Origin of the sequence: Streptomyces flaveolus (assembly GCF_014648815.1) — a bacterium.
GTDB lineage: Bacteria > Actinomycetota > Actinomycetes > Streptomycetales > Streptomycetaceae > Streptomyces > Streptomyces flaveolus.
On record NZ_BMRV01000002.1, the window covers coordinates 338,587 to 363,923 of the forward strand.

General features: G+C 69.0%; 23 protein-coding genes. 12 read left to right on the plus strand and 11 right to left on the minus strand.

What is annotated here, in order from left to right; translation table 11 throughout:
• The first annotated feature begins 39 nt into the window (after positions 1 to 39).
• Complete coding sequence (locus IEZ05_RS05445) at positions 40 to 1,014, plus strand: ROK family protein (RefSeq protein ID WP_189228846.1); 975 nt, start codon at positions 40 to 42, stop codon at positions 1,012 to 1,014.
• 172 nt (positions 1,015 to 1,186) lie between these two features.
• Here IEZ05_RS05445 and IEZ05_RS05450 read toward each other — a convergent pair whose 3' ends face one another.
• Together IEZ05_RS05450 and IEZ05_RS05455 are read right to left on the minus strand one after the other, a co-directional pair.
• Complete coding sequence (locus tag IEZ05_RS05450) at positions 1,187 to 2,215, minus strand: LacI family DNA-binding transcriptional regulator (protein ID WP_189228847.1); 1,029 nt, start codon at positions 2,213 to 2,215, stop codon at positions 1,187 to 1,189.
• Positions 2,212 to 4,653: a glycoside hydrolase family 2 protein gene (locus tag IEZ05_RS05455; protein WP_189228848.1), complete on the minus strand. Its 2,442-nt coding sequence runs from the start codon at positions 4,651 to 4,653 to the stop codon at positions 2,212 to 2,214. The genes IEZ05_RS05450 and IEZ05_RS05455 overlap by 4 nt, the downstream gene beginning before the upstream one ends.
• A 272-nt stretch (positions 4,654 to 4,925) precedes the next feature.
• Here IEZ05_RS05455 and IEZ05_RS05460 point away from each other — a divergent pair, with 272 nt between their 5' ends.
• The 3 genes from IEZ05_RS05460 (at position 4,926) to IEZ05_RS05470 (ending at position 8,204) form a co-directional block, all read left to right on the plus strand.
• Positions 4,926 to 6,248 carry an ABC transporter substrate-binding protein gene (locus IEZ05_RS05460; protein ID WP_189228849.1) on the plus strand — a complete coding sequence of 441 codons (1,323 nt, stop codon included), beginning with the start codon at positions 4,926 to 4,928 and terminating at the stop codon, positions 6,246 to 6,248.
• Positions 6,249 to 6,357: 109 nt separating this feature from the next.
• Complete coding sequence (locus IEZ05_RS05465; RefSeq protein ID WP_189228850.1) at positions 6,358 to 7,338, plus strand: carbohydrate ABC transporter permease; 981 nt, start codon at positions 6,358 to 6,360, stop codon at positions 7,336 to 7,338.
• Positions 7,335 to 8,204 carry a carbohydrate ABC transporter permease gene (locus IEZ05_RS05470; RefSeq protein ID WP_189228851.1) on the plus strand — a complete coding sequence of 290 codons (870 nt, stop codon included), beginning with the start codon at positions 7,335 to 7,337 and terminating at the stop codon, positions 8,202 to 8,204. Before IEZ05_RS05465 ends, IEZ05_RS05470 begins: the two co-directional genes overlap by 4 nt.
• 305 nt (positions 8,205 to 8,509) lie before the next feature.
• Here the strand turns inward: IEZ05_RS05470 and IEZ05_RS05475 are convergent, their stop codons facing one another.
• From IEZ05_RS05475 to IEZ05_RS05485, 4 genes are all read right to left on the minus strand, one after another.
• On the minus strand, positions 8,510 to 9,289 hold the full coding sequence (locus IEZ05_RS05475; RefSeq protein ID WP_189228852.1) for a hypothetical protein: 780 nt from the start codon (positions 9,287 to 9,289) through the stop codon (positions 8,510 to 8,512).
• Positions 9,286 to 12,507, minus strand: a complete 3,222-nt coding sequence (locus IEZ05_RS05480) for a P-loop NTPase (RefSeq protein WP_229869573.1) — start codon at positions 12,505 to 12,507, stop codon at positions 9,286 to 9,288. The genes IEZ05_RS05475 and IEZ05_RS05480 overlap by 4 nt, the downstream gene beginning before the upstream one ends.
• A 346-nt stretch (positions 12,508 to 12,853) precedes the next feature.
• The gene (locus IEZ05_RS36735) at positions 12,854 to 12,982 is read right to left on the minus strand and encodes a hypothetical protein (RefSeq protein WP_268255146.1); all 129 of its coding nucleotides are present in this window, start codon (positions 12,980 to 12,982) and stop codon (positions 12,854 to 12,856) included.
• Positions 12,983 to 13,002: 20 nt separating this feature from the next.
• Positions 13,003 to 13,635, minus strand: coding sequence for a TetR/AcrR family transcriptional regulator (locus IEZ05_RS05485; RefSeq protein WP_229869574.1), 633 nt, complete (start codon positions 13,633 to 13,635; stop codon positions 13,003 to 13,005).
• A 110-nt stretch (positions 13,636 to 13,745) separates the two neighbouring features.
• Here IEZ05_RS05485 and IEZ05_RS05490 point away from each other — a divergent pair, with 110 nt between their 5' ends.
• The 3 genes from IEZ05_RS05490 to IEZ05_RS05500 all read left to right on the plus strand — a co-directional run bounded on the left by IEZ05_RS05490 (position 13,746) and on the right by IEZ05_RS05500 (position 16,143).
• A complete protein-coding gene (locus IEZ05_RS05490) occupies positions 13,746 to 14,690 on the plus strand; it encodes an alpha/beta hydrolase fold domain-containing protein (protein WP_189228854.1) in 945 nt (314 codons plus the stop codon).
• Between the two features lie 97 nt (positions 14,691 to 14,787).
• Positions 14,788 to 15,198, plus strand: coding sequence for a hypothetical protein (locus IEZ05_RS05495; RefSeq protein WP_189228855.1), 411 nt, complete (start codon positions 14,788 to 14,790; stop codon positions 15,196 to 15,198).
• 60 nt (positions 15,199 to 15,258) lie between these two features.
• The gene (locus tag IEZ05_RS05500; protein ID WP_189228856.1) at positions 15,259 to 16,143 is read left to right on the plus strand and encodes an NAD(P)-binding domain-containing protein; all 885 of its coding nucleotides are present in this window, start codon (positions 15,259 to 15,261) and stop codon (positions 16,141 to 16,143) included.
• A gap of 43 nt (positions 16,144 to 16,186) precedes the next feature.
• Here IEZ05_RS05500 and ychF read toward each other — a convergent pair whose 3' ends face one another.
• On the minus strand, positions 16,187 to 17,275 hold the full coding sequence (ychF, locus tag IEZ05_RS05505; protein WP_189228857.1) for a redox-regulated ATPase YchF: 1,089 nt from the start codon (positions 17,273 to 17,275) through the stop codon (positions 16,187 to 16,189).
• A gap of 175 nt (positions 17,276 to 17,450) precedes the next feature.
• Between ychF and IEZ05_RS05510 the strand changes: the two genes are divergently transcribed.
• Positions 17,451 to 18,023, plus strand: a complete 573-nt coding sequence (locus IEZ05_RS05510) for a DUF6542 domain-containing protein (RefSeq protein WP_189228858.1) — start codon at positions 17,451 to 17,453, stop codon at positions 18,021 to 18,023.
• A gap of 286 nt (positions 18,024 to 18,309) precedes the next feature.
• Here the strand turns inward: IEZ05_RS05510 and ppgK are convergent, their stop codons facing one another.
• A complete protein-coding gene (ppgK, locus tag IEZ05_RS05515; protein ID WP_189228859.1) occupies positions 18,310 to 19,050 on the minus strand; it encodes a polyphosphate--glucose phosphotransferase in 741 nt (246 codons plus the stop codon).
• Positions 19,051 to 19,105: 55 nt separating this feature from the next.
• Positions 19,106 to 20,122, minus strand: a complete 1,017-nt coding sequence (locus IEZ05_RS05520; protein ID WP_189228860.1) for a 4-hydroxy-3-methylbut-2-enyl diphosphate reductase — start codon at positions 20,120 to 20,122, stop codon at positions 19,106 to 19,108.
• A gap of 104 nt (positions 20,123 to 20,226) precedes the next feature.
• On the opposite strand from IEZ05_RS05520, the gene IEZ05_RS05525 reads away from it, so the two are divergent.
• From IEZ05_RS05525 to IEZ05_RS05535, 3 genes are all read left to right on the plus strand, one after another.
• Positions 20,227 to 21,600, plus strand: coding sequence for an APC family permease (locus IEZ05_RS05525; protein WP_189228861.1), 1,374 nt, complete (start codon positions 20,227 to 20,229; stop codon positions 21,598 to 21,600).
• Between the two features lie 454 nt (positions 21,601 to 22,054).
• Positions 22,055 to 23,263 carry an exodeoxyribonuclease VII large subunit gene (xseA, locus tag IEZ05_RS05530; RefSeq protein ID WP_189228862.1) on the plus strand — a complete coding sequence of 403 codons (1,209 nt, stop codon included), beginning with the start codon at positions 22,055 to 22,057 and terminating at the stop codon, positions 23,261 to 23,263.
• 9 nt (positions 23,264 to 23,272) lie between these two features.
• Positions 23,273 to 23,524 (plus strand): exodeoxyribonuclease VII small subunit, encoded by a 252-nt coding sequence (locus tag IEZ05_RS05535; protein WP_189228863.1) that lies wholly within the window; start codon positions 23,273 to 23,275, stop codon positions 23,522 to 23,524.
• Positions 23,525 to 23,556: 32 nt separating this feature from the next.
• Here the strand turns inward: IEZ05_RS05535 and IEZ05_RS05540 are convergent, their stop codons facing one another.
• Positions 23,557 to 23,769: a DUF4287 domain-containing protein gene (locus tag IEZ05_RS05540; protein WP_189228864.1), complete on the minus strand. Its 213-nt coding sequence runs from the start codon at positions 23,767 to 23,769 to the stop codon at positions 23,557 to 23,559.
• 238 nt (positions 23,770 to 24,007) lie between these two features.
• On the opposite strand from IEZ05_RS05540, the gene IEZ05_RS05545 reads away from it, so the two are divergent.
• Entirely contained in the window at positions 24,008 to 24,598 is a 591-nt protein-coding gene (locus IEZ05_RS05545; RefSeq protein ID WP_189228865.1) for a malonic semialdehyde reductase, read from the plus strand.
• 92 nt (positions 24,599 to 24,690) lie between these two features.
• On the opposite strand, the gene IEZ05_RS05550 is transcribed toward IEZ05_RS05545, so the two are convergent.
• Complete coding sequence (locus tag IEZ05_RS05550) at positions 24,691 to 25,224, minus strand: DUF4245 domain-containing protein (RefSeq protein WP_189228866.1); 534 nt, start codon at positions 25,222 to 25,224, stop codon at positions 24,691 to 24,693.
• Between the last annotated feature and the right edge of the window lie 113 nt (positions 25,225 to 25,337).

Consider the following 25,337-nt stretch of genomic DNA (forward strand, 5'->3'; position numbering starts at 1 on the left):
CGAGGGTCCCGCGGGGCGACCGGAGGAAGGACCGTATCGGTGTACGCCGCCCTGGACATCGGAGGGACCAAGATCGCGGGAGCGTTGGTGGACGGACGGGGAACCGTCGTCCACCGCGCCGAACTCCCGACGCCTGCGCGGGAATCCACCCAACGCATGGCGCGGACCGTCGACGCCGTGATCGACACCCTGTCGGCCACTGAGGCCTGGGGCACGGTACGTGGTGTGGGCATCGCCAGCGCAGGCCCCGTCGACACGGTCACCGGCACGGTGAGCCCTGTGAACATCCCTGCCTGGCGGGACTTCCCGCTCGTCGAGAGCGTGCGCGCCCATCCGATGCTCGTCGCCGGCCTGGAGCCCGTCCTGCTCGGGGACGCCGTGGCCATGGCCGCCGCCGAGCACTGGCTGGGCGCCGCTCGCGGCGTGGCCAACGCCCTGTGCATGGTGGTGTCGACCGGCGTCGGCGGCGGTTACGTCCTGGACGGCCGACTGCATCCCGGGCCTTCCGGGAACGCCGGCCACATAGGTCACATCTCCGTCGACTTCGACGGACCGCCCTGCGCCTGCGGTGCCCACGGATGTGTGGAGGGGTACGCCAGCGGTACCGCGATCGCCCGCTACGCCGTGCAGCGGGGCTGGTCACCGCAACCGGGTTCGCAACCCTCCGCAGCCGCGGTCGCCGCGTCCGCGCGCGAGGGCGACGAGCGGGCCCTGGCCGCCTACGACCGCTCGGCCCGCGCGTTGGCCGCCGCGATCGCCGGCAGCGCGGCGCTGCTGGAGATCGAGGTCGCGGTCATCGGGGGTGGCGTCGCGCAGGCGGGCGAGACGCTGTTCACGCCATTGCGCCGGCACCTGCGCGCGTTCGCGGCCCTCGACTTCGTGCGCGATCTCGAGGTGCGTCCCGCCGCACTGGCGCGGGACGCCGGCCTCATCGGTGCGGCGGCGGCCGCCCGACAGCAACTCGACGAAATGGGTGGAGCGGCGTCGCCAGTCGTTCAGGGAAGCGCCACTTAACCGGTTTTCCCCGTACCGCTGAAGTGGCCGCCCTTCATGGGTAAGCGTTCCCGTCTTTTCGTGGCCCCTCACCGAAACTCCTGGTGGGTCCTCCCGGAGCGGAACCTCCCCGGCGGAACGCGAAGGGGCGCGGCATGACGCCGCGCCCCTCGACCGCCCGTGCCCGCCGCCTCTACGAAGGAGGTGCGGCGGTCGATGCCCTCGGTACCAGGGAGGGCGTCGCGAAGGGCTGGGACGTCACGTCGTGGCCCGCCAGCACCTCGAACAGCACCCGCGCGACCTGCGCTCCGAAGGTGTGCACGTCGTGGCTCATCGCCGACAGTGTCGGATGCGTCAGCCGGCACAACTGGGAGTCGTCCCACGCCAGCAGCGACAGTTCGTCCGGCACGGAGACGCCCATCTCGGCGGCGACCCCGAGTCCGGCGACCGCCATGATGTCGTTGTCGTAGAGGATCGCCGTGGGCCGCTCGGCGGACAGCAGCAGGGAACGGGTGGCACGCGCCCCGTCCTCGCCCGAGAAACCCGTCTCGACGTGCGGGCCGCGCTCGAGGCCGAGTTCGCTCGTCGTCTGCTCGAACGCGGTCGTCCGGATCGCGCTGTGCCCGAGCCCTCGGGGACCGCCCACGTGCGCGATGCGCCGGTGCCCCAGCACCGCCAGGTAGCGCACCGCCTCGGCGACGGCAGCGGCGTCGTCGGTCCACACCGACGGGAAGCCTCCGGTGAGGGACGGATGGCCGACCGCCACTGCCGGAAGACCGATGCGCCGCAGCGGGGCGATGCGGGGATCCTCGTGATGGAAGTCGACCAGGATCGAGCCCCCTATCTGCCGCTCCCGCCACCAGCGTTCCTGCAGCCCGATCTCCTCCTCCAGCGAGTCGACGAGGCGCAGCAGCAGCGAACAGTCGCGCTCGGCCAGCACGCTCTCGATGCCGGAGACGAACTCCATGTAGAAGGGCTCCAGGCCCAGCAGCCGCGCAGGTCGGCAGATCGCCAGCCCCACGGTGTCGACGGACCGGCGCGACAGGCTGCGGGCCGAGGAGTTGGGCGCCCAGCCCAGCTGGCGGGCCGCGGCGAAGATCCGCTCCCGGGTGGCGTCGGAGACCCCCGGCTTGTCGTTGAACGCCAGGGACACGGCGCCCTTGGACACGCCGGCGGCCGCGGCGACGTCCCTGATGGTGACGCGTTCGAGCGGTGCGCTCACGCCGGTTCCACACAGAACAGTGCTGCTCGCACGGCGTTCGCTCCGGTCTCTGACGCGCCCGTGACCCGCAGCCGGAGCTGTTCACCGGGAAGCAGGGTGCGCAGACCGGTGTCGCAGACCGCGTCCGGTCCCAGCCTGTCGGCCTGCAGGAGGAGGTCGCGTACGAGGGTGTGTGCTGTTACCACGACCTCGACATTACCCGTCCCGGCACCCATCGGGGACTCGACGACCACGTCGTAGTCCGGGACCGGGTAGGCGAATTCCCGGTCCGTGACCGACAGGTGCACACTGCGCAGGTCGCCACTGTCGGCGACGAGGAACTCCTTGGCGGAACGGGGGGCGGGGACCAGGTCCTGCGGCACGGACTGCCGGTGCACCGAACGGGCGGCGACGGTCACGTCGAGCACCTGCTCGGACACGGCGGCTCCGTCCGCACGCAGCCGCCGCAGGGTCACGCGTGCCTGCCAGGGCTCGGCGGACTGGTTGACGGCGGCGAGCACGGGACCGTCGTCGCCCTCTCCCGGCTGGAGCGTGAGCAGCCGGTCCGCGTAGACCCGGCGCAGTTCGTGGTACAGGGGCTTGAGGCGGCCGTCACCGTCGATGGCTGCCCATGAGCTGACCGGCCAGCAGTCGTTGATCTGCCAGACGACGGTGCCGGCGCACACCGGCCAGTGCGAGCGCCAGTGCTCGATCCCGGCGGCGATCGCCCGGGCCTGCACGACCTGGGTCAGGTAGTGCCAGCGGTCGAAGTCGTCCTCGGGCAGCACGAAGTGGCGTTCCACGCCCCGATTCAGCTTGCCGTTGCCGTCTTCGGCCTTCTGGTGGTGCAGCATGCCGGGAGAGTCGGGAGCGAGACGTTCGCCGGGCAGTGCCCGCCGCAGGGTCGCCATCGCGGGCGGCGCCTGCCAGCCGAACTCCGACACGAAGCGGGGCACCGAATCGCGGTACTCGGCGTAGTCCCGGCGGTTCCAGACCTCCCACGAGTGGTGGGTGCCGTGAGCCGGGTCGTTGGGGTGGTGGTCCCAGGAACCGGACCAGGGGCTGCCGGCGGTGTAGGGACGGGTGGGATCGAGTTCGGCGACGATCCGCGGGAGCAGGTCCAGGTAGTAGCCGCCGCCCCAGGAGTCGCCGCGCAGCTCGGGCTCCCAGTCCCAGTCGCGAAAGCCCCAGAGATTTTCGTTGTTGCCGTTCCACAGCACGAGCGAGGGATGCGGCATGAGTCGGACAACGTTGTCGCGCGCCTCGGCCTCGACCTCGCCGCGCAGCGGCTGCTCTTCGGGGTAGGCGGCGCAGGCGAAGAGGAAGTCCTGCCAGACCATGAGGCCCAGTTCGTCGCAGACGTCGTAGAAAGCGTCGTCCTCGTAGATGCCGCCGCCCCAGATCCGCACCAGGTCCACGCCCGCATCTGCCGTCTGGCGCAACCGAGTGCGGTAGCGCTCCGGCGTGATCCGGGACGGGAACACGTCGTCGGGGATCCAGTTGACGCCGCGCGCGAAGATCCGTTCGCCGTTGACGACCAGGGTGAAGCCGGTACCGTGCCGGTCCGCCGAGCGGTCCAGTTCCACGGTCCGGAAGCCGATGCGCCGGCGCCACGAGTCGAGGGGGCGCTCCTCGGAGGCGGGACCGTCTTCGACGAGCACGAGTTCCAGGTCGTACAGAGCCTGGTCACCGTAGCCGCGGGGCCACCACAGGGAGGCGTCGGGCACCTCCAGCGTCAGCACGGCCTGCGTCCCGTCCACGACACCGCGCGCCTTCGCGAGGCCGGCCCCGACGGTGGCACGCACGGCGAGCGGGCGGGCCGCTCCCTGGGCGGTCCGCTCGACCTCGACACGCACCTCGACGCGGCCCGTGCCGCCGTCGACCGTCACCAGCGGACGCACGCCGGCCAGCCGGGCCGTCGACCAGCGCTCCAGCCGGACCGGGCGCCAGATGCCCGCGGTCACCAGGGTCGGGCCCCAGTCCCAGCCGAAGCTGCAGGCCATCTTGCGGATGTACTGGAACGGCTCCGGGTAGACGTTCGGGCGCTCCCCCGTCAGTGCCCGTACCGATGCGGCCTCGTCGTAGGCGGAGGCGAAGTCCACCTCCAGGAGCCCGTGCCGGCCCGTGACGTCGAAGCGGTGGCGCCGGTGCATGTTCCTGGTCCGGCCCAGTTCCCGCCCGTCCAGCGTGATGGTCGCGGCAGTGTCGAGTCCGTCGAAGACCAGATCCGTCCGCTCGTGCTCCGCCCCGGCGGTGTCGGTGGCCCGCAGGTCGCGGACGTAGGTCCAGGCACGCCGGCCGACCCAGGCCACGTCGTTCTCATTGGTACCGAGGAAGGGGTCCGGGATCAGGCCGGCCGTGAGCAGATCAGTGTGGACACAGCCGGGGACCTGAGCGGGCAGCAGGTTCTCGCTGTGGCGCAGGCTCCAGCCCTCGGCGAGCGGGGCGACTTCCTTCATCTACGGCTCCTTCGGCGGGACGGGCCCGGTGTCGTATGCAACGCGGCTCAACCTAACCCCACAGAAGTGAACCGGTCTAGCCTTCATTGCCTGACAGGAGCTGTCGCGGGCGAACAGCGGGAACAGGGACGCTTCGAGGCGCCCTCTCACCTCGTGTAACGATTGAGTATCGCGACGGATTGAGAAGCTTTACCGGTTCACGGACGACTGACATAGTCGCCGTCAACCACCACCGGAGCCCGAGCCGTGATCCTTGGAAAGGAGCTGGGCACATGGGGAAGAGGACGCTGAGCGTCGCTCTGCTCGCCACCGCGATGCTGACCGTCGCGGGGTGCAGCGGAGGGGGCAGCCCGAACGCCGACGAGACCGCCGCCGCGCCGGTGAACCCGGACGGCGTCTCGGGGGACATCACCGTGCTGACCAATCGCACCGACCTGGTCGAGGACGGGACGATGAAGAAGTACGCCGCCGAGTTCAACGAGACCTACCCCGAGGTGAAGGTCAAGTTCGAGGGTCTCACCGACTACGAGGGGGAGGTGAAGATCCGCATGAACACGGAGGACTACGGTGACGTCCTGCTGATCCCGTCGGCGGTCGCCAAGGGCGACTACCCCAAGTTCTTCGCGCCGCTCGGCGACACCTCGTCGATGAAGCCGACCTACCGCTTCACCGACAAGACCGACGTGGCCGGCAAGACGTACGGCATCGCCACCTTCGGAACCGCCAACGGCCTGGTCTACAACAAGGCGCTGTGGAAGAAGGCCGGGATCACCGACTGGCCGACCACGACCGAGCAGTTCCTCGACGACCTCAAGGCCGTCAAGGACAAGACCGGGGCGACCCCCTATTACACCAACTTCAAGGACGGCTGGCCGCTCGAAAGCCCCTGGACCAACAGTGTCGGCTCCCTCAGCTGCGACACCCAGGGCCATGACAAGCTCGCCGAGATGGACGAGCCGTGGGCCGAGGGCAACGACCTCAACACCCTCGACACCCTGCTCTACGACATCGTTCACGAGAAGCTGTCGGAGAAGGACCCGGCCACCACCAACTGGGAAAGCTCCAAGACCCTTCTGGCCAAGGGCAAGGTGGGCAGCATGGTGCTCGGCTCCTGGGCCGTCAACCAGATGCGGGACGCGGCCGAGAAGGCCGGCCAGAACCCCGACGACATCGGCTTCATGCCCCTCCCGTCCCAGAGGGACGGCAAGTTCTGCTCCACCCTGGTCTCCGACTACCAGCAGGCCGTCAACATCCACTCCGACCACAAGGAGGCCGCCCGGGCGTGGATCGACTGGTTCACCGAGAAGTCCGGGTACGCGGCGAAGGAGGGCGCCGTCTCGGCCCTGAAGTCCGAGGGAATGCCGGAGACCCTCAAGGATTACGGTGACAACGATGTCAAGATGATCGAGCGTTCCGCGGCGCGGACGGCCGAGGTCGATGCCATCGACAACGCCTCCGAGATCGGGCTCAACAAGCCGGACTACCGCAAGAAGCTCATCGACATCGCCCGCGGCGCCACGGACGGATCACTCGAGGACTACTTCGACGACCTGAACAAGCGCTGGTCCGAGGCCAGGCAGACCGCCGGCTCCTGACCCCGGCACCCGCCTGAACCCAGCACCCGCCGGGTCCCCTGCCCGCCCCCGGTGGACGGGGCCCGGCGCCCAGTGCCCTCAGCGGACGACGAAAGGCCCTGGCTCCGCAATGACCCGAACCCGAACCGTCTCCACGGCGTCACCGCCCGCCCCGGCCAACGAGCCGGGCCCCACCGGCAAGCAGAACTCCCGGCACCGCGCGCCGGCCGGCGCCTCGTGGCGCGACCGGCCGATGCGCAAGATCACGCCGTGGCTGTTCCTGCTGGCCCCCCTCGCCCTGCTGATCACGTTCACGTACGTGCCGGTGGGCAACATGATCTACTACAGCTTCACCGACTGGGACGGCGTCAGCCCCGACCGCGACTACGTCGGCACGGAGAACTACACCGAGATCTTCACCCGCCCCGAGCTGTTCCGGGTCTTCGCGGTGAGCTTCTACTACCTGGCGGCGTCCGTCGTACAGATCGTCATCGCCCTGTACTTCGCCGCCGTCCTCAGCTTCGACCTGCGCTTCAGGAACCTGTTCAAAGGCATCCTGTTCTTCCCGTACCTGATCAACGGCGTCGCGATCGGCTTCGTCTTCCTGTACTTCTTCCAGGACGGCGGCACGCTCGACTCGGTCCTCTCCTGGTTCGGCGTCGGCAGCGACCACGCCTGGCTGGGCAGCCCGGAGTCGGCCAACACCTCCATGGCCGGCGTGTCCGTGTGGCGCTTCACCGGCCTGAACTTCGTGCTGTTCCTCGGCGCGATCCAGTCGATCCCCGGCGAACTCTACGAGGCCGCCCAGCTGGACGGGGCGAGCCGCTGGCAGCAGTTCCGGCACATCATCGCGCCGAGCATCCGGCCGGTGCTGAGCCTGAGCGTCATCCTGGCGATCTCCGGCTCCCTCTCCGTGTTCGAAATCCCGTACATCATGACCGGCGGCGCGACGGAGACCTCGACGTTCGTCATCCAGACGGTGAAGTTCGCCTTCCAGTTCAACAAGACCGGCCTGGCCTCGGCCTGTGCCGTGGTTCTGCTGGCGATCATCCTGGTGATCACCTGGATCCAGCGCCGCCTCGTGCCCGACGAGAAGGTGGATCTCGTATGACCCTCACCGCTCCCGCCCGCCCGCAGGATCGCACGCGCCGCCGTCCGCGCGTCGGCACGGCCCTGACGTACCTGTCGCTGGTCGTCGCCTCCGTCGTGGTGCTGCTGCCACTCGTCGTGATCTTTCTGACCTCGCTCAAGTCCTACGGGGAGATCTCCGACGGCCAGGGCGCCCTGGCCCTGCCGGACGACTGGCTCAACTTCTCCAACTACGCCACGGCCTTCACCGACGGCCACCTGCTGACGGCCTTCGGCAACACGGCCTTCATCCTGCTGTTCTCGATCACCGGAACCGTGATCATCGGCTCCATGACCGCGTACGCGATCGACCGCTTCGACTTCCGTTTCAAGAAGCTCGTCATGGCGCTGTTCCTGATCGCCACGCTGGTACCGGCCGTGACGACCCAGGTCGCCACCTTCCAGGTCGTCAACAGCTTCGGACTGTTCAACACCCGCTGGGCACCGATCCTGCTCTACATGGGCACCGACATCGTCGCCATCTACATCTTCCTCCAGTTCATCCGCGGGATCCCGAAGTCCCTCGACGAGGCCGCACGGCTCGACGGCGCCAACTCCTTCACCATCTACCGGAAGATCATCTTTCCGCTGTTGAAGCCGGCCATCGCCACCGTGGTCATCATCAAGGGCATCACCACGTACAACGACTTCTACATCCCCTTCCTCTACATGCCCGCAGAGGACCTCGGGACCATGTCGACGGCCCTGTTCCGGTTCAAGGGACCCTTCGGGGCGCACTGGGAGAACATCTCGGCCGGAGCCGTTCTCGTCATCGTGCCGACCCTCGTGATCTTCCTGTTCCTCCAGCGCTACATCTACAACGGCTTCGCCCAGGGGGCCACGAAGTAGCGCTTCCCGCCGTCGCCAATGCGGAGCGGTACACATGAGGGGTCTGACTCCGGTGAGCCAGACCCCGTGTGGACCGCCTGTTCGAAAGGCCGATGTGGTGATGAATCGCCGGTCGGACGCAACCAGCACCGCACTGAAGCCGCACAGGCCGACGCGGCATGTCGGCGTACGTCGCCCGCTGCCATCCACTCCGTGCAGGCTCGGCTGGACGGTCGGCGGGCCGGCCGCTGTGCGGCTACAGCGTCACCGCGTCGCAACGGGGCATCGGTCGCTCCGGCGCTCTCAAAAGGAGCGCTACGAAAACGTCATGACGTCCCAAGACGCCACATCTGCTCGACACGTTCGAGGAAAGCTTCACCTCGCAATGCCGTGGTCGCGCTGACGGAGTGCGCCACCAGCAGTGCCGCACATGCATTGCGTTTCCCCAAGAGGCCCAGCCTGTCAAGAATCTGATGATGCGGAACAGGCAGCGCAGGACTCTGGACTGCAACAATTTCCTGGACGCAGAACTGCACGACCTCTGCACGCACATCGTCTTCTGGCCTCAGACGCTGCCGCCTGACGTTGATGTTATGCAGTAATTTCTTCCTGAAGCCGCCATGGAAACTGACACTGAGATCGCGAGAGACCGCCTCGAAAATCGTTTCCGTATCGGTTGCGACACTGTCTTCCCAAGCCTTTTTCAGCTTTGGCTCTCTCCGCACCCGTGAACTGATGCGCCCCAGCTCGGATAAAGCCAGGATCAACGCCTCCCAGAGGGCTTCTGCTGCGGCCTCCCAGGACCTGTCCGCGGTCCAGGACATATAGAACTTCTTGGCCACATCATCGTTGTGCTGTTTCGCGTGTCGGAGTTTCCTGACCATTGCGTCGAAGGCCACGACCCCCCTCGGCGACTCCACTGAACGCAGGAAGGCCACGTCACTGCGCAAGGTCTCGCGGAACAACTTGTAATATTCCGTGACCAACACGTCGAAGGCTGCTTCCGTGGCGGGGCCCGGCACTGGGGCGGCAGGCGTTTCACAGTCCAGCGTCACGCCAGTACACACGATCTTGTTCCTGGCAAGGACGGCAAGGGGATCAGTCATCGCAGCCGCGTCTCGTGGTACAGGCTCCGGGGTTCAGCCACTGGTCCACGGGTAAGTTTGAACCCGATGAAGAATGCGGGTAGCGGTTGATTCTTCGCGAACTGTTGTGAAGCCGAAAAATGACGTGGTTCGAAGTGGACTTTCGCACTGAGCTCGTTGACCCAGACCTCCCCGCCGGACTCATCAGCCCACAGCACCCTTCCAGTGAACGCCCTCGGGCGGCCTGACTCATCGCCGAGCAGCATGAGTGTGTGCAGGCGTCGAGTCAGCTGTTGTGTCATCTGGTTGACCTCGCGGAACAGCTGCTTGGCCTGGCTGTAGTCCCCCAACATGAAGAACCCCAACGCCTTGACGAAGACGAGCTTGTGCCGGTCGGGAAGCTCAGCATCGTCAAGGTCGGTGGCGAGACGGAGCAGGATCGCCAAGTCGGTCTGCGACAAGTAGACCGGCAGACGGTCACCACGCAGGAGTTGCCGGCCGGTGATCCTTTTCCATGTCAGGTCGAGTAGCAGCTGAGCGCAGCGCCAGTCCCTCTTCGTCTCCAACGGTGCGGACTGCAACCGGCTGAGCGCCTTCGCCTCACCTTCTGGTCCTTCCTCGGCTTCGAATTTGGCCAGAAAGTAGACCGCAGCCGGGTCGGCGTTCGCTTCGAGACTGCGGAGGTTCGCCCATAGAGCCTCGTCATCGGCCAGCAGCTTATGGAGTTCGGCTTCGCGCTTGTCGAGGTCTGCCTGTTGCTTCCCCGACAGCGGTGCTCGGTCCACCGAAGCCAATGTGGCAACAGCGTTGGTGAGCCGGTCCAGTCGCTCCTGAGGCGCGAGCATGTTGGTCCTGATCGCATCGCGGGTCGACCATGCCAGTACGTCGACCGGGTAGAGGTTCCCCGGATCGATGGTTCTTGCCTCGAGAACCGCCCGAAGGATGTCATCCAGCCCGCTGATGACCCCCGACGTCTGAGCGATCTCGGGCTCCGAGGAGATCTCATGAATGATGGAGCCCAGGGTCGAAGCCAGCTCAACAGAGAGGGACAGGCGCATCGGCCCCTTCACCCGGCTGTCGGAGAGAGTCTCTTCCAGCAGATCGCGGTTGTGCTCAAGATCCGCGATTCGCTCCTCTGCGGTCCCGTCGCGCTTTTCCTGGCGCCAGTGCACGAAGGCACGCGTGAAGTTCGATTCCTGCAGCACAAGCCGGGGATGATAGCGTCCGGTCTCATTTCGCCGATCAGCCAGTGCGGCAGAGATGTCCTTGTAGTACGGACGATACTTGCCGTCTCTGGACTTCGGGCCGATTCGTTCGAGGAGCGAGACCACAAAACCGACCTCGTCCGTTGCCCCCGTGTAACCTTCACTGATCCGAGCGGTTCGAATGACTTCGGTGATGACCTCGACCTCTACCTCGAGTGAGACCTCGTGCCGCGCCAGAAGCTCCGCCTCGAGGTGAGTGCGGATCGCCAGGAAGATCTCTCCGTTGTCATCCTCAATGTCTCGGATGATGTCGAAGGAATTCAGCACTTCCTGGATCGTTTGCGCCCCTTCACGACCGAGGATGCGGAGGGCTAGATCGATCGGGACAGGCAGGCCATGTCGGGACGCCGTCAATACCAGGGTCGTCACCCTCTGCATCGGACGACGTTCATCAAATGCCTGCTCCAGCAGGGGTTTTTCGTCCGATTCTGGGCTGGGGAGCAGGTCGCTGAGGTCGAGGCCGGCCGCCCTGAGTGCGGCTGCCATCGCGGTGACGCGCTCACCCTGGCTCAGGTGTGTTCCTTGTTTTCGGACGAGCTTCTCCATACCCCGCTCCGCTGCCCGCATCTCGCGTGCCAAGCCGCTGGTGAGGGTGAAGTGAGAGTCGGGGAGCGCGTGGTAGAGGAATGCAAGGAAGCTGATGTCCAACGCGGCGGACTTGGGAGCTCGAACTTCCATGTCGAAGGATCTGAGCAGGGAGAGGAATTGCGTCAGTTCACCGTCGGAAAGTTCCGCCGGGGCGTCGATGGACGGAAATATGCCGTCTCGGCCGGCGTATCCAGACCCGACAACCAGAACTTTGCGACCGCGCCGACGCAGTTGCCGGAGCAAGGTTGCGTATTCGTCAGGATCCACCATTCCATCCCAGATGAGGACGGTGGCTTTCGCTCCATGACGCTCGGCCCAGGCAGCGTACGTGTCAATGTCGTCGAAGGACGGCCGGACAGTACGCCGCGGTTGGTGCAACACTGCCCAGTCGCCGCTTCGGGCGAGTTCCATGGCGAGCGCAGCCAAGGCCACGCTCTTGCCGGTTGCTGTCTGGCCACGCAGGATGACCGGCTGAAGAACGTCGGGATCGTTGAGCATTTCCGCTACCTGGAGCGCAAGGGCGTCCTCGAAATCCCGGCGAATCTGCATACCCGCAGCAATGCCCCGCCATTGGGGCGATCCCTCGGTAGCACCCATGAAGTTGCGGAACTCTTGGTATCGTGCGGCCTCCGAACTCAGGACCGGCGGTGTCAGCAGGTCCAGGTCGACGGGGCGAGCGGAACGTCGAATCTGGTTCCAGGTGTGAATGTCAATTTCAACGAAACCATCGCCGATCGCGATAACGTGTTGAGAAGCATGGCTGCGGGTTGAGGTGGTGCCGATCGACAGGGCGCCCATCTCGGCGAGCCTGCTCATGGCTTCGTCGAGCGTTTCGAGATGCAGTACCAACTGACCAGTGCTGACCAGGCTCTCGACGAAGACATCGCCGACCCATGGACCGCCCGAGAACAGGTGTACCTGCCCCGCACCGAGCAACCGCAATGCGGGCACCAAGTCGGTCGCCGGCAGGTCGTCGCCAGGCGTCCACCCTTCGATGACGACGACACCTCGCGGGGTGACGGTCTCCGTCATCAGACGCGTGAGTTCCTGGAGGCATCTCATCCGGATGTCGGCAGCTTCCAGGGGATTGGCCGCCGGCTGCTGCCCCTCGGGGAGGTCTTCACCTCCGAGTAAGTAGCAGACCTCGAGCTCGGTCTGACTACGTGACGGAGTGGAGGACATCGCACCAACCGGCATGACCGTCCGCCAATCGGTGCGGAATCGCGCCGCGACGTCCGCCTTGGTACGCGTCGTGTAGACGCCGCTCCAGCGATACTGCGCGGCGGCACGTTCGTCGCACGTACCTGATTGGCCAAAAATGAGGAACGCTGGGCCGGCTGCGAGTCGCGTCGCCAACTCCTGCAGATGAGGTACCTGCTCTGGCATTGGTCTCCTCGCGCGCGTTGCTCAAAGGCAAGCCTGATCGAGCCCAGGTCCTTCCGAGCGAAGGAGTATATGCGAGGCGAGCACCGTCGTGCTGGGTCTGCTCTGACATGGCAGTTGCCGTTCCGCTCGGGGCCGGTCCTGAGGACGCGTCTGCGCTGGTGGCCGACGGGGGTCCTGGTGGTCCATGGCCTCATGGCCACGGTCGCGACCGGCTGGGACGCAAAGGAAGCGCGATGCTGCGTCACGTACCGATGATGCCCACCAGAGCCTCCTACTCGCCGAGATCCTCCAGGTGCTCGGACCGGGCGGAGTACTCGTCGGGGCCGACAGTGGGCCCAGCCGGTCCTTATACGCCTTCCACGAGGGCGACGTCCGCGACCCGGTCGAGCCGGCCGCCCTTCTCGTCCGCCTTCGGACGCGGGGCTGTGCGGACATCACCCTCGGCGTGGGCGGCCGGCTGACGTTCTCCGCGCACGAGCCTCCCTCTCAGGCCGATCAAGCTGCCTGAGCCCTGATCCCGTCGAGCACGATGTCGAGCATCCGGTCGAACTCCGCGGCGGAACCGAAGTCGGCCCACCGGGGCGCCAGGGCGGCCATGCCGGGGTGCGCACCGGGGTCGAACTCGGGCACGGGTGCGGGCCCGTCGGGTCCGCCGCCGGTGGATGCCAGCAAGTGCCCGTTGAGGAAGCCGAACAGCACCATCGGGGCGTCCGCTGCCACTCGGTCAGGCAGGCCGGCCGTACGCATCGCGGAGACCAGACGCTCCAGAGCGGTCAGGGCCACCGGCGAAGTCTGAGCACGGGTGGCCAGCAGCGGGAAGACCCGAGGATGCCGACGAGCCATGTCCCGGTAGGAGTGGGCTGTCCTCCGGGCGACCTCTTCCCAGCCGTTCGGCGCGCCGTCGGGAGCAGCCGCCACTTCGGCGAGCACGGCCTCGCAGACCACGTCGAGGAGCGCGGCCTTGCCCTTGACGTGGTGGTAGAGCGACATCGGATCGACCCCCAGGTCCTCGGCGAGTCGCCGTACGCCGAAACGCTCGAGACCGTCGCGATCCACGAGCGCGACGGCCGCGGCCGCGATGCGCTCCCGGTCGAGCCCCGCCGATGTGCCCCGGGCACGCCTGGCCACGGCCATCCCTCCTCAACCCCTTGTCAAACCTACGACGTAGAAATTAGCGTACACAATGAAACCTACAGCGTAGGTTTTGGCTGACCTGCTGAAGAAGACGGAGAACGGACATGAGCGAAACCGCCACCGCGGAGCGCCCGCCACAGCCCGACTGGTCGTCGGTCACGGACGAGGGTCTGGCCGCCTATCGGGTCGCGGAGAACCACTTCCGGGCGTCCGACGCGGCCCGGCCCCTCCTGGGGCACCCTGATCCGGGCGCCACGATCGGCTGGGAGCAGGTGCCACTGCCCGGCCGTGACGTTCCGGTGCGCGTGTACCGGCCCAGCGGCACCCACCAGACCCCGCTCTCCCTCGTACTCCATGTGCACGGAGGCGGGTTCGTGGGCACAGCCGTCCAGTGCGACTGGGCCAACAGCCACCTCGCCGCCCGCCTGCCCGCGCTCGTCGTCTCCGTCGAGCACCGGCTCCTCGACCGGGACACCTCGCTCACCGAGGCCGCCGCCGACGGCTGGGACGTGCTTGAGCACGTGGTGCGGCACGCCGAGCGGTGGCGCATCGATCCGGCCCGGGTGGCCGTCTTCGGCGAGAGCTGCGGCGCGCTGATCAGCGCCTTGGCGGCGATCCGGGCCAGGGAGGCCGGCCTGCGGCTCGTGGCGCAAGTGCTGGTCAATCCCGCCGTCGACGTGACCAGGACGATGTACGCGCACGCCTCGATGTCCGAGCACGGATACGGCACGGGCCTCTCGGTTCCGCAGCTGGAACTGTTCCAGCGCCTCGCGGTACCACCGGGTGCCGATGGCCGCTCGGTCTCCCCGCTGCACGCCGAGGACCTCGGCTCGCTGGCGCCGGCGCTCGTGGTGGTGCCGACCCATGACGCGGTGGCAGATCACGGCCGCCGTTACGCCGAGCGGCTGAGCGCGGCGGGAACGACGGTGCGGATCACCGAATACCCGAAGGCGGTGCACGCGTTCCTCACCCTGCCGGGAGTGCAGCCGCAGGCCGAGCCCGCCCGCGCGGAGATCCTCGCATTCCTCCGCGCGGCCCTGACGAAGTGAGGGGCGACCGATGAACGCCGGACCGCGCACCCACCCACCCCGTACACCCAGGCGGAACGCCCTGTCGAGCACTCACCGGAGAGGGGCGATCGGCGCGATGTACACGGGACTCGGTCTCACCGTCATCGCGACCGTCACCCCCTACGCGGACCGTGCCACCACCCACCTGCTGGTCGACCACATCCGGGCCGGCTATCCCACCTACTCCCAAGCCCGCGTGGACTCGGCCGTCGACACCTACCTCATGCTGCTGTCCATCACCGGAGCACTCGGCGCCCTGGCCTGGCTCGGGGCGGCCTGGGCCGTCAAAGCGGGCAAGCGGTGGGCCCGTCCTGCCTCGACCATGCTCTTCGTCCTCGGCGCCGGCCTCGGGCTGACCGGGCTCCTCACCAAGGACACCTCAGGCTCGACCGGCCTGCCACCGGCCCTGGGCTGGGCCGGGGTGGCCCCCTGCCTGGCAGGCGCCCTGGCGATCGCTCTGCTGTGGAGACAGCCGCGATCGCCATGACGTGCGGCAACTCCGCGTTCGGCACAGAACCCACCGATACACACCAGGGAGGACGGCACCGTGGAACGCATCGGCATCATCGGAGTGGGAGAGATCGGCCGGGCCATCGTGCAGGGCCTGTGCGGCGCGGGCGGCCCGGCGCCCGAAGTGTTCCTCTCGCCGCGTGGCGCCCGCACCGCCACCGAACTCTCCGAGCGGTACGACGGCGTCCGCGTCTGCGCTGACAACCAACAGGTCCTGCACCGAGCGGAGTTGGCGATCATCGCCGTACGCCGTCAGGACCGGCACGAAGCACTGGACGGCCTGCGGGTGGACGGGGCCAAAGTGGTTGTCAACGTGATGGCCGGGGTCGCGAACGAGGACCTGCGCGGCATGCTCGCCACCGACGCCCCGTTGGTACGCGCCATCCCGCTGCCTTCCGTGCGCGAACGCCGTTCTGTCACCGTGACGTACCCGTCGCACCCGGCCGCCGACGCCTTCTTCGAGCAGCTCGGCGGAGCACTGCCGGTCGCGGACGAGGCGGCCTTCGACGTCTTCTCCGCACTGACCGGGACACTTACCACCCACTACGCCTACCTCGCCGCGCTCACGTCGTGGGCCGCCGGACACGGCATCCCCGCCGACGACGCGGAACGCTACGTGCGGGGCCTCTTCCGGGCCGTCGGCCGCGCCTTGGGCGACGAGACCCGCACCCTGCAACGGCTCGCGGCCGACCACGAGACCCCCAAGGGCAACAACGAACGCATCCGGACCACATGGTTCGACCAGGCCAATGCCGCCACCCTCGACAGCGCGCTCGACGGCCTCCTCGCCGACCTGCGGTGTTCGGACAAGAGACGCACCCCCGGGCCACATCGTGAACCGGACGCTCCCTGCCGAGGACAGTGCACGTCCCCGCACGGGAAAGACAGAGGGCTCGACTTCAGCAAGCCGAGCCCTCTCTGACCTGCATGCTTGCCAGATCAGCGACGTGGTGATCCAGCACCCGCTACACGTTGAAGCGGAACTCCACCACGTCCCCGTCCTGCATCACGTAGTCCTTGCCCTCCATGCGCGCCTTGCCCTTCGCGCGGGCCTCCGTCACCGAGCCCGTCTCCACCAGGTCGTCGAAGGAGATGACCTCGGCCTTGATGAAGCCCTTCTGGAAGTCGGTGTGGATGACACCGGCGGCCTCGGGGGCGGTGGCGCCCTTCTTGATGGTCCAGGCGCGGGATTCCTTGGGACCGGCCGTCAGGTAGGTCTGCAGGCCGAGGGTGCGGAAGCCGACGTGGGCGAGGGTGGCGAGGCCGGGCTCGTCCTGGCCGACGGACTGGAGGAGCTCCAGGGCCTCGTCCTCCTCCAGCTCGGCGAGGTCGGCCTCCAGCTTGGCGTTGAGGAAGATCGCCTCGGCGGGGGCGACCAGCGCGCGCTGCTCGTTCTTGAAGTCCTCGTCGGTGAGCTCGTCCTCGTCGACGTTGAAGACATAGAGGAAGGGCTTCGTCGTCAGCAGGTGCAGGTCGTGGAGGAGCTCCGCGCGCTCGCTGCCCTGGACGATGCCGTGGGCGAAGAGGGTGTCGCCCTTCTCCAGGATCTCCTTGGCCTCCTCGACCGCCTTGACCTTCGGTGCGACGTCCTTCTTGATCCGCGACTCCTTCTGGAGGCGGGGCAGGACCTTCTCGATGGTCTGCAGGTCGGCGAGGATCAGCTCGGTGTTGATCGTCTCGATGTCGTCCTTGGGCGAGACCTTGCCGTCGACGTGGACGACGTTCTCGTCCTTGAAGGCGCGGATGACCTGGCAGATCGCGTCGGACTCACGGATGTTGGCCAGGAACTTGTTGCCCAGGCCCTCGCCCTCGCTCGCGCCGCGCACGATGCCCGCGATGTCGACGAAGTCGACCGTCGCCGGGAGGACCTTCTCGGAGGAGAAGATCTCGGCCAGTTTCGACAGACGGGGGTCGGGCACGCCCACGACGCCGACGTTGGGCTCGATCGTGGCGAACGGGTAGTTGGCCGCGAGCACGTCGTTCTTGGTCAGGGCGTTGAAAAGGGTCGACTTGCCGACATTCGGCAGACCGACGATTCCGATCGTGAGCGACACGTTGCGACTTCCCGTACGTGAGGATGCGGAGGGCGGGGCAGGCCAGACTGGGCCGATCCACCAGTCTACGGGGTGTCCGGTAACGGCCGTGCCGGGCGTCGAACGCGTGGCCAGGCATCGCCCCACGGCGTGTCTGTCGGCCTATTCGGCACATAAACAGACCTAAGTTGGTCCAGTGGAGCAACACGGGACGCGACCTGCGCAGTACGGACCGCGACGGGGCCGGACGCCGTTGCCCCCGCAGGGGCGGGGTGCCGGCGGCGGGCCGGCGAGACCGCCGGTCCGGCCCAGGGCGGGAGCGCCGGCGCCGCTGGTGCCGCGGGTCCTGCGGCGGGTGCGCGCGACGCCCAATCCCCGGCTGACCGGGCTGGGCAGCGGACTGTTCTGCGCGGCGGTGATGGTCGTGCTCGGGTTCCTCGACCAGGTGCTGTTCGGCGGGTCCCTGACGGTGTACGGCCTGCTGTTCCTGCCGGTGTGCGTGCTCACGGCGTTCTGGGTGCGCAGGGGCGACCTGCTGATCGCACCCGTCGTCGTGCCGATCTCCTTCGCCGCCGGTCTGTCGACCGTCGCCGAGCGCGGTGACGGGGGTGTCGGCGGGCGGCTGATGGGCCTCGTGACCGCGCTGGCCACCGAGGCCGGCTGGCTGTACGGCGGGACGCTGGTCGCCGGGTCGATCGTGATCGCCCGGCGGATCCGGCTGGTACGCCGCCGGGCCGCCGCCGCCCGGAACCGGCCGACGGCGTCGTGAAGGGTGCGGGCACCACAGCCACGCCGTGACGGGCGCCGTGCGACGAGTCGTGCGGCCGGGGGCGTCGCGGCGGTCTCGGTACGCATGCGAGACGTGGCCGGGGCGGCCTCGGCAGAACGGCGCGAGGTGGCCGCGGTGCCGCGCCTGTCTTCCGCATGAAGGGCGCGAGGCGGCGGGGCGCGTCGTGTGCCGTGCCGGCCTCCGCGCGAGGGGAACGCTGCGGGGCGCCGTGACAGCCCGGTGCGAACCGGACCCGCGGCCGGCCCGGCGCCCCTGAGCCGCTCGCTCAGCCCGCCGCGCGCATCGCCGCTCCCACGATGCCCGCGTTGTTCTGCAGCTGCGCCGGGACGATCTCCGCCTGGATGCCCTCGATGTAGTGCAGGAACTTGTGGGACTTGCGGCTGACCCCGCCGCCGATGATGAACAGCGAGGGAGAGAACAGCATCTCCACGTGGGCGAGGTACTTCTGCACCCGCTGGGCCCACTGCTCCCAGGACAGGTCGTGGTCTTCCTTGACCTTGCTGGAGGCCCGCTTCTCCGCGTCGTGGCCGTCCAGCTCGAGGTGGCCCAGCTCGCTGTTGGGGACGAGGACGCCGTCGGTGAAGACGGCGCTGCCGATGCCCGTGCCGAAGGTGAGCAGGACGACCGTGCCCTGCCGCCCGCGCCCGGCGCCGAAGTGCATCTCGGCCACGCCGGCGGCGTCCGCGTCGTTGACGACCGTGACGTCCAGTCCGCCGAGCCGCTCGCTGAACAGGGCGCGCGCGTCCGTGTCGACCCAGCTCTTGTCGACGTTGGCCGCCGTACGCACCGTGGCGCCGCCGGTGACGACGCCCGGGAAGGTGAGTCCGACCGGGCCGGTCCAGCCGAAGTGGTCGACGACCTGCTTCACCCCGTCGGCCACCCCGTCGGGGGTCGCCGGGTGGGGGGTGAGCACCTTGCAGCGCTCCTGGGCCAGGTCGCCCCTGTCGAGATCAACAGGGGCGCCCTTGATCCCGGATCCGCCGATGTCCACGCCGAAGATCTGCATGGCTCCACGTTACGACGGGCCACAGACCGTCACGCGGGCGGCGTGTTCCCGGCGGTCACGCCCCCGCCGTACCGGCGCCGCCCCGCTCGGCCACCAGCGCGGCGGCCTCCTCGCGCAGGTCGCGGCGGAGCTCCTTGGGCAGCGAGAAGGTGATCGACTCCTCGGCGGCCTTGACGATCTCCACGTCCTCGAAGCCGCGCGGCGACAGCCACTCCAGGACCTGCTCGACCAGGACGTCCGGGACGGACGCGCCGGAGGTGACGCCGACCGTGGTCACGCCCTCCAGCCAGGCCTCGTCGATCTCGTCGGCGAAGTCCACCAGGTAGGCGGCGCGCGCGCCGGCCTGCTTGGCGACCTCGACCAGGCGCTTGGAGTTGGAGGAGTTGCGGGAGCCGACGACGATCACCAGGTCGGCCTCGGCGCCCATCTGCTTGACCGCGAGCTGGCGGTTCTGCGTGGCGTAGCAGATGTCGTCGCTCGGCGGGGAGATGAGCTGCGGGAACTTCTCCTTGAGCGCGTCGACGGTCTCCATGGTCTCGTCGACGGAGAGGGTGGTCTGCGACAGCCACACCACCTTCGACGGGTCGCGGACCTCCACCTTGGCGACGTCCTCGGGGCCGTCGACGAGCTGGATGTGGTCCGGGGCCTCGCCGGAGGTGCCGATGACCTCCTCGTGGCCCTCGTGGCCGATCAGGAGGATGTCGTAGTCGTCGTTGGCGAAGCGGACGGCTTCCTTGTGGACCTTGGTGACGAGGGGGCAGGTGGCGTCGATGGTGGCGAGCCGGCCGCGTTCGGCCTCCTCGTGGACGACGGGGGCCACGCCGTGCGCGGAGAACATGACGATGTTCCCCGGCGGGACCTCCTCCGTCTGCTCGACGAAGATCGCGCCCTTCTTCTCGAGGGTCTGCACGACGTACTTGTTGTGGACGATCTCGTGCCGGACGTAGACGGGGGCCCCGTACTGCTCCAGGGCCTTCTCGACGGCGATCACGGCGCGGTCCACACCCGCGCAGTAACCACGGGGGGCGGCGAGCAGGACACGGCGGCCAGGCGAAGCGGTCATGGCACCCATCGTAAGGCCGCGTTCGGCGGGTCAGAGATCGCGTGGGCGCGGCATCGGCGGGGACACTGGCGGGGACGTTCCGAGGCACAGTCCGATGCGCTGGCGGAGGCACGATGTCCGAGTCCGGTACGACGGCCCCCGGGGCCGGTGAGGAACACGAGCTGAGGCGCAGCCTGGGCTTCAGGGACCTGGTGGTCTACGGGCTGCTGTTCATCGCGCCCATGGCGCCGGTAGGCGTCTTCGGCACGCTGGACGCCAAGTCGCACGGCGCGGTCGCCCTCGTCTACGTCGTCGCCACGGTCGCGATGGCGTTCACCGCCTTCAGCTACGCCCAGATGGTGCGGGTGGTCCCCCAGGCGGGGTCGGTGTTCGCGTACGCGCGCGTGGCGCTCGGCAACGGGACCGGTTTCATCGCCGGGTGGATGGCGATGCTGGACTACGTCCTCATCCCGGCGGTGGCCTATCTGTTCTCCGGTATCGCCATGGAGGCGCTGGTCCCTGAGGTGTCGCGGTGGGTGTGGACGGCGCTCGCGGTGGTCGTCACGACGGCGCTGAACCTGTGGGGGGTGCGGACGGCGGCCCGGGTGGGGTTCCTGGTCCTCGCCCTGGAGATCGCGGTGCTGCTGGTGTTCGTGGCGGCGGCGATCGTGGTCCTCGCGCGCGACGGCGCCGAGCGGGACTGGCTGTCGCCGCTGTCCGGGGACGGCACGCAGGGGGCGTTCGCGCTGTCGGCGGTGGTCGGCGCGGTGTCGGTGGCGGTGCTGTCGTATCTGGGCTTCGACGCGATCGCGACGTTCGCGGAGGAGGTGACCGGGGGGTCGGCGAAGGTGGCGCGGGCGCTGCTGTTCTGCCTGGCGCTGGCGGGTGTGCTGTTCGTGGCGCAGACGTACCTGGTGGCGCTGCTGGAGCCGGTGACGTCGGCGCGGCTGGCGGCGGAGCCGGGGCGTCAGGGGTCGGCGTTCTACGACGCGGTGGACTCGTCCGTGGGGACGTGGCTGCACGACCTGGTGGCGGTGAGCAAGGCGATCGGTGCGGCGTTCGCCGCGCTGGCCGGGCAGGCGGCGGCCGGGCGGCTGCTGTTCGCGATGGGCCGTGACCGGCGGCTGCCGGGAGCGCTGTCGCGCACGGACGCCGGGGTGCCGCGGGTGGCGCTGCTGGTCGCGGCCGTGATCACGCTGGTGGCGGCGGTGTGGGCGGCCCGGCGGGACGACGGCCTCGACCATCTGGTGTCGGTGGTCGACGTCGGCGCGCTGACCGCGTTCACGCTGCTGCACGCGAGCGTGGTGGGCTGGTTCGCGGTCCGGCGCCGTGGGGGTCCGGTGAGCTGGTGGCGCCATGTACTGGTGCCGGTGCTCGGCGCGGCCATCACGATCGCGGTGATCGTGGAGGCCTCGGGGACCGCGCAGGTGGTGGGGGCGATCTGGCTGGCGATCGGGCTGGTGGTCTTGGCGGTGCAATGGCGACGGAGGAGTCCGGCGGGGGCGTGAGGGCCTGGCCCGGGAGGCCGGGCACACGGGGGCGGGTGCGGGAGCGCCCGCGGGGGGGTGAGGTGGATCGGGCGTCGCGGCCGGGTCGGTGGGAGCGGGCCGGCTGGGCGCGAGGCCGACCGCGGCACGAGGTGACGAGGCCGATCGCCCGGCCCGGGGCGGGCAGGAGGAAGCGGACGCCATCGATTCCGGCGTGGGGTCAGGATGCGGCCGGGGGACACGGTCGCCTCGGCTCGGCGGTACCGCTGGCTCCCCCGGGGCGTGACGGTCACCACGGGGTGGGCCCGTGCCCGCAGCGCGGTGGGCAGGGCCGGCGCGGTCGGCCGGGGCGCAGGTCCGGCCCGGAGCGGTGGGGAGGGAGTCTCGCGGTCGGCTCGGCGGGAGCCAGGCGGTGGGCGGCGCGGGTGTGTCAGGGCGGGGAGCGTTGTCGTACGTGGCCGTTACGCTCGGGCGCATGGCTGCGAACACGTCCCCCGAAGCTCCCCTGCCCGTCGGCGAGGTGTCACGGCTGATCGGGGGCTGGATCGACCGGCTCGGCGCGGTGTGGGTCGAGGGACAGATCACGCAGTTGTCGCGGCGCCCGGGCGCCGGAGTGGTGTTCCTGACGCTGCGCGACCCCTCGTACGACATCTCCGTGAGCGTGACCTGCTACCGCCAGGTGTTCGACGCGGTGGCGGACGTGGTCGGCGAGGGCGCCCGCGTGGTCGTGCACGCCAAGCCGGAGTGGTACGCGCCGCGGGGCCAGCTGTCGTTGCGGGCCGCCGAGATCAAGCCGGTGGGCGTCGGGGAGCTGCTCGCACGGCTGGAGCAGCTGAAGAAGTCCCTCGCGCGCGAGGGACTGTTCGCGCCGGAGCGGAAGAAGTCGCTGCCCTTCCTGCCGCAGCTGATCGGCCTGGTCTGCGGGCGGGCCTCCGCGGCCGAGCGGGACGTGCTGGAGAACGCCCGGCACCGCTGGCCCGCCGTCCGCTTCGAGGTGCGCAACGTCCCCGTGCAGGGCGTGCACGCCGTGCCGCAGGTGGTGCAGGCGGTGAAGGAGCTGGACGCGAGGGACGACGTGGACGTGATCGTCGTCGCGCGCGGCGGCGGCAGCGTGGAGGACCTGCTGCCGTTCTCCGACGAGCAGCTGGTCCGGGCGGTCGCCGCCTGCCGTACGCCGGTCGTCTCGGCGATCGGGCACGAGCCGGACAGTCCTCTGCTGGACCTCGTCGCCGACCTGCGCGCCTCCACGCCGACCGACGCCGCGAAGAAGGTCGTGCCGGACGTCGGCGAGGAGTACGAGCGGGTGCGGCAGCTGCGGGACCGCGCGCGGCGGTGTGTGGCGGCGTTCGTCGACCGCGAGGAGCGGGGGCTGGCCCACGCGCTGGCCCGGCCGGCGATACAGGACCCGCACCGGATGATCGACGAGCGGGCCGAGCAGGTGACGGCCCTGCTGGAGCGGGGACGCCGCTCGCTGCGGCACCAGCTCGACCGGGCCGACTCCGAGCTGACGCACACGCACGCGCGCGTGGTGGCCCTCTCCCCCGCCGCGACCCTCAAGCGCGGGTACGCCGTGCTGCAACGGGCCGACGGCCACGCGGTGCGGGACCCGGGCGAGGTGGAGCCGGGCGAGACGCTGCGCGCCCGCGTCTGTGAGGGTGATTTCTCCGTACGAGTCGACGCATAGGGTGGGTGGATGACCAGCGAGGTGGAGCAGCCGGCGGCCGTGTCCGAGGCGCTCGGGTACGAGCAGGCGCGGGACGAGCTGATCGAGGTCGTACGGCGGCTGGAGGCCGGCGGTACGACCCTGGAGGAGTCCCTGGCCCTGTGGGAGCGGGGCGAGGAGCTGGCGAAGGTGTGCCGGCGGTGGCTGGAGGGCGCCCGGGCCCGCCTGGACGCGGCGCTGGCCGAGGAGACCGGGGCGGGGGACGAGGACGGGGACGCGTAGCCCCCTCCCGTCCCCTGCTTCCGCTGTCTCCTCTACTTCCCGCTGTCCTCGGCGAGCGTGTGCGCGACGAGCGCGTTGGCGTGTCCGTGGCCCAGTCCGTGCTCGGTCTTGAGCCAGGTGACGAGTTCCATGTGCCGGGTGAGCGACGAGGAGCGGATCAGCTCCTTCCACTCCGCGACCGGTCGGCCGTACTTCTTCTCGATCGACGGGAAGTAGGAGGCGGGGCCCTTCACGGTGCTGGTCATGTCGGCGCGGTCCCATCGGTGCGAGTGGCGGTCTGTTGCCTGGTAGGACGGCGGCCGGCGAGCGAAATGATCGCCCGCCGGACGTGACCCGCGTCACTCTTCGCCCCTTGATCACGTGAAGCGGATCACTCCACTCCCCTATTGGTTGAAGCTTGAACTTCTTTGGCGTAGCGTCGTCCCCGTCAACGGCTGCCGTGCCGAACCGCGGGGCCGACGCACATCCCGAGGAAGTTCACGCATGTCTCTCGTTCTTGACCCCGCCGCCCAGGACCTGCTGTTCCGCGAGGCCCGCACCGCCAACACCTTCACCGACGAGCCGGTGACCGACGAGCAGGTGCAGGCGATCTACGACCTGGTCAAGTACGGTCCGACCGCCTTCAACCAGTCCCCGCTGCGCATCACGCTGGTCCGCTCCCCCGAGGCCCGCGAGCGTCTGGTCCAGCACATGGCCGAGGGCAACCGGCCCAAGACCGCCACCGCCCCGCTGGTCGCGATCCTCTCGGCGGACAACGAGTTCCACGACGAGCTGCCGGAGCTCTTCCCGCACTTCCCGCAGGCCAAGGACGCCTTCTTCAGCGAGCGCCCCGTGCGTGAGGGTTCCGCCACGCTGAACGCCGCCCTCCAGGCCGCGTACTTCATCGTCGGCGTCCGTGCCGCGGGCCTGGCCGCCGGCCCGATGACCGGCCTCGACTTCGAGGGTGTCCGCAAGGAGTTCCTGGACGACGACCACACCCCGCTGATGGTCGTCAACATCGGCCGCCCGGGCCCGGACGCCTGGTTCCCGCGCTCCCCGCGCCTGTCGTACGAGCAGGTCGTCACCACCGTCTGAGACGACGCCCGCGGTGCGCCGCGGTCACCGTACGACGAAGGCCCCCGGCAGCGCGCCGGGGGCCTTCGTCGTACGTCTGTCCCGGCCGGGGCTCAACCCGTCTTCAGTGCCGCCGCCATGTCGGCCAGCTGCTCGAACGACCCGGTGCCCGCCACGACGGTCGTCGCGCCCTTGGTGCCGTCCGTGTCCTCGAGCACCAGCGCGTCGTACCGGCCGCCCTCGTAGCGGGTCCACGTCCGCCCGGCGATCTGCTCGGTGGCGTCGGTCTTCCGCCCGCCCTGGCTGGCCTCCTCTATGAAGGTGACCGGCTTCTGCGTGGACTGCTCGACCGCGACGTACTCGCCGTCGGGGGCGCGGAAGCCCAGGTGCCAGGCGTCGAAGTCGTCGCCGCGGAACCGTACGGAGGTCGGCTTCCAGTCCTTGGACAGCCCCTCGGGGGCCGCGATCGGGTACGACGCGGCGCGGCGCGCGGTGAGCAGCTCGACCCGGTAGTCGACCCGCTTGATGTCGGGCTCCCCCTCGCTGTGCGGGATGAAGAGCCACATGCCCAGCCCCACGAGCACGATGACCCCCAGGGAGAGGATCATGTCCCGGGCCGTCTTCTGCTTGCCTTTCGTACCTGCCACGCCCCTATCGTCGCAGGTCCCCGACCCGCTCATCCGTGGGGTCCCCTGCTCATTTTGTCGGACTGACGATAGAGTGCGCCCCATACCCTCATCCGGCCGTCGTCGTATCAGAA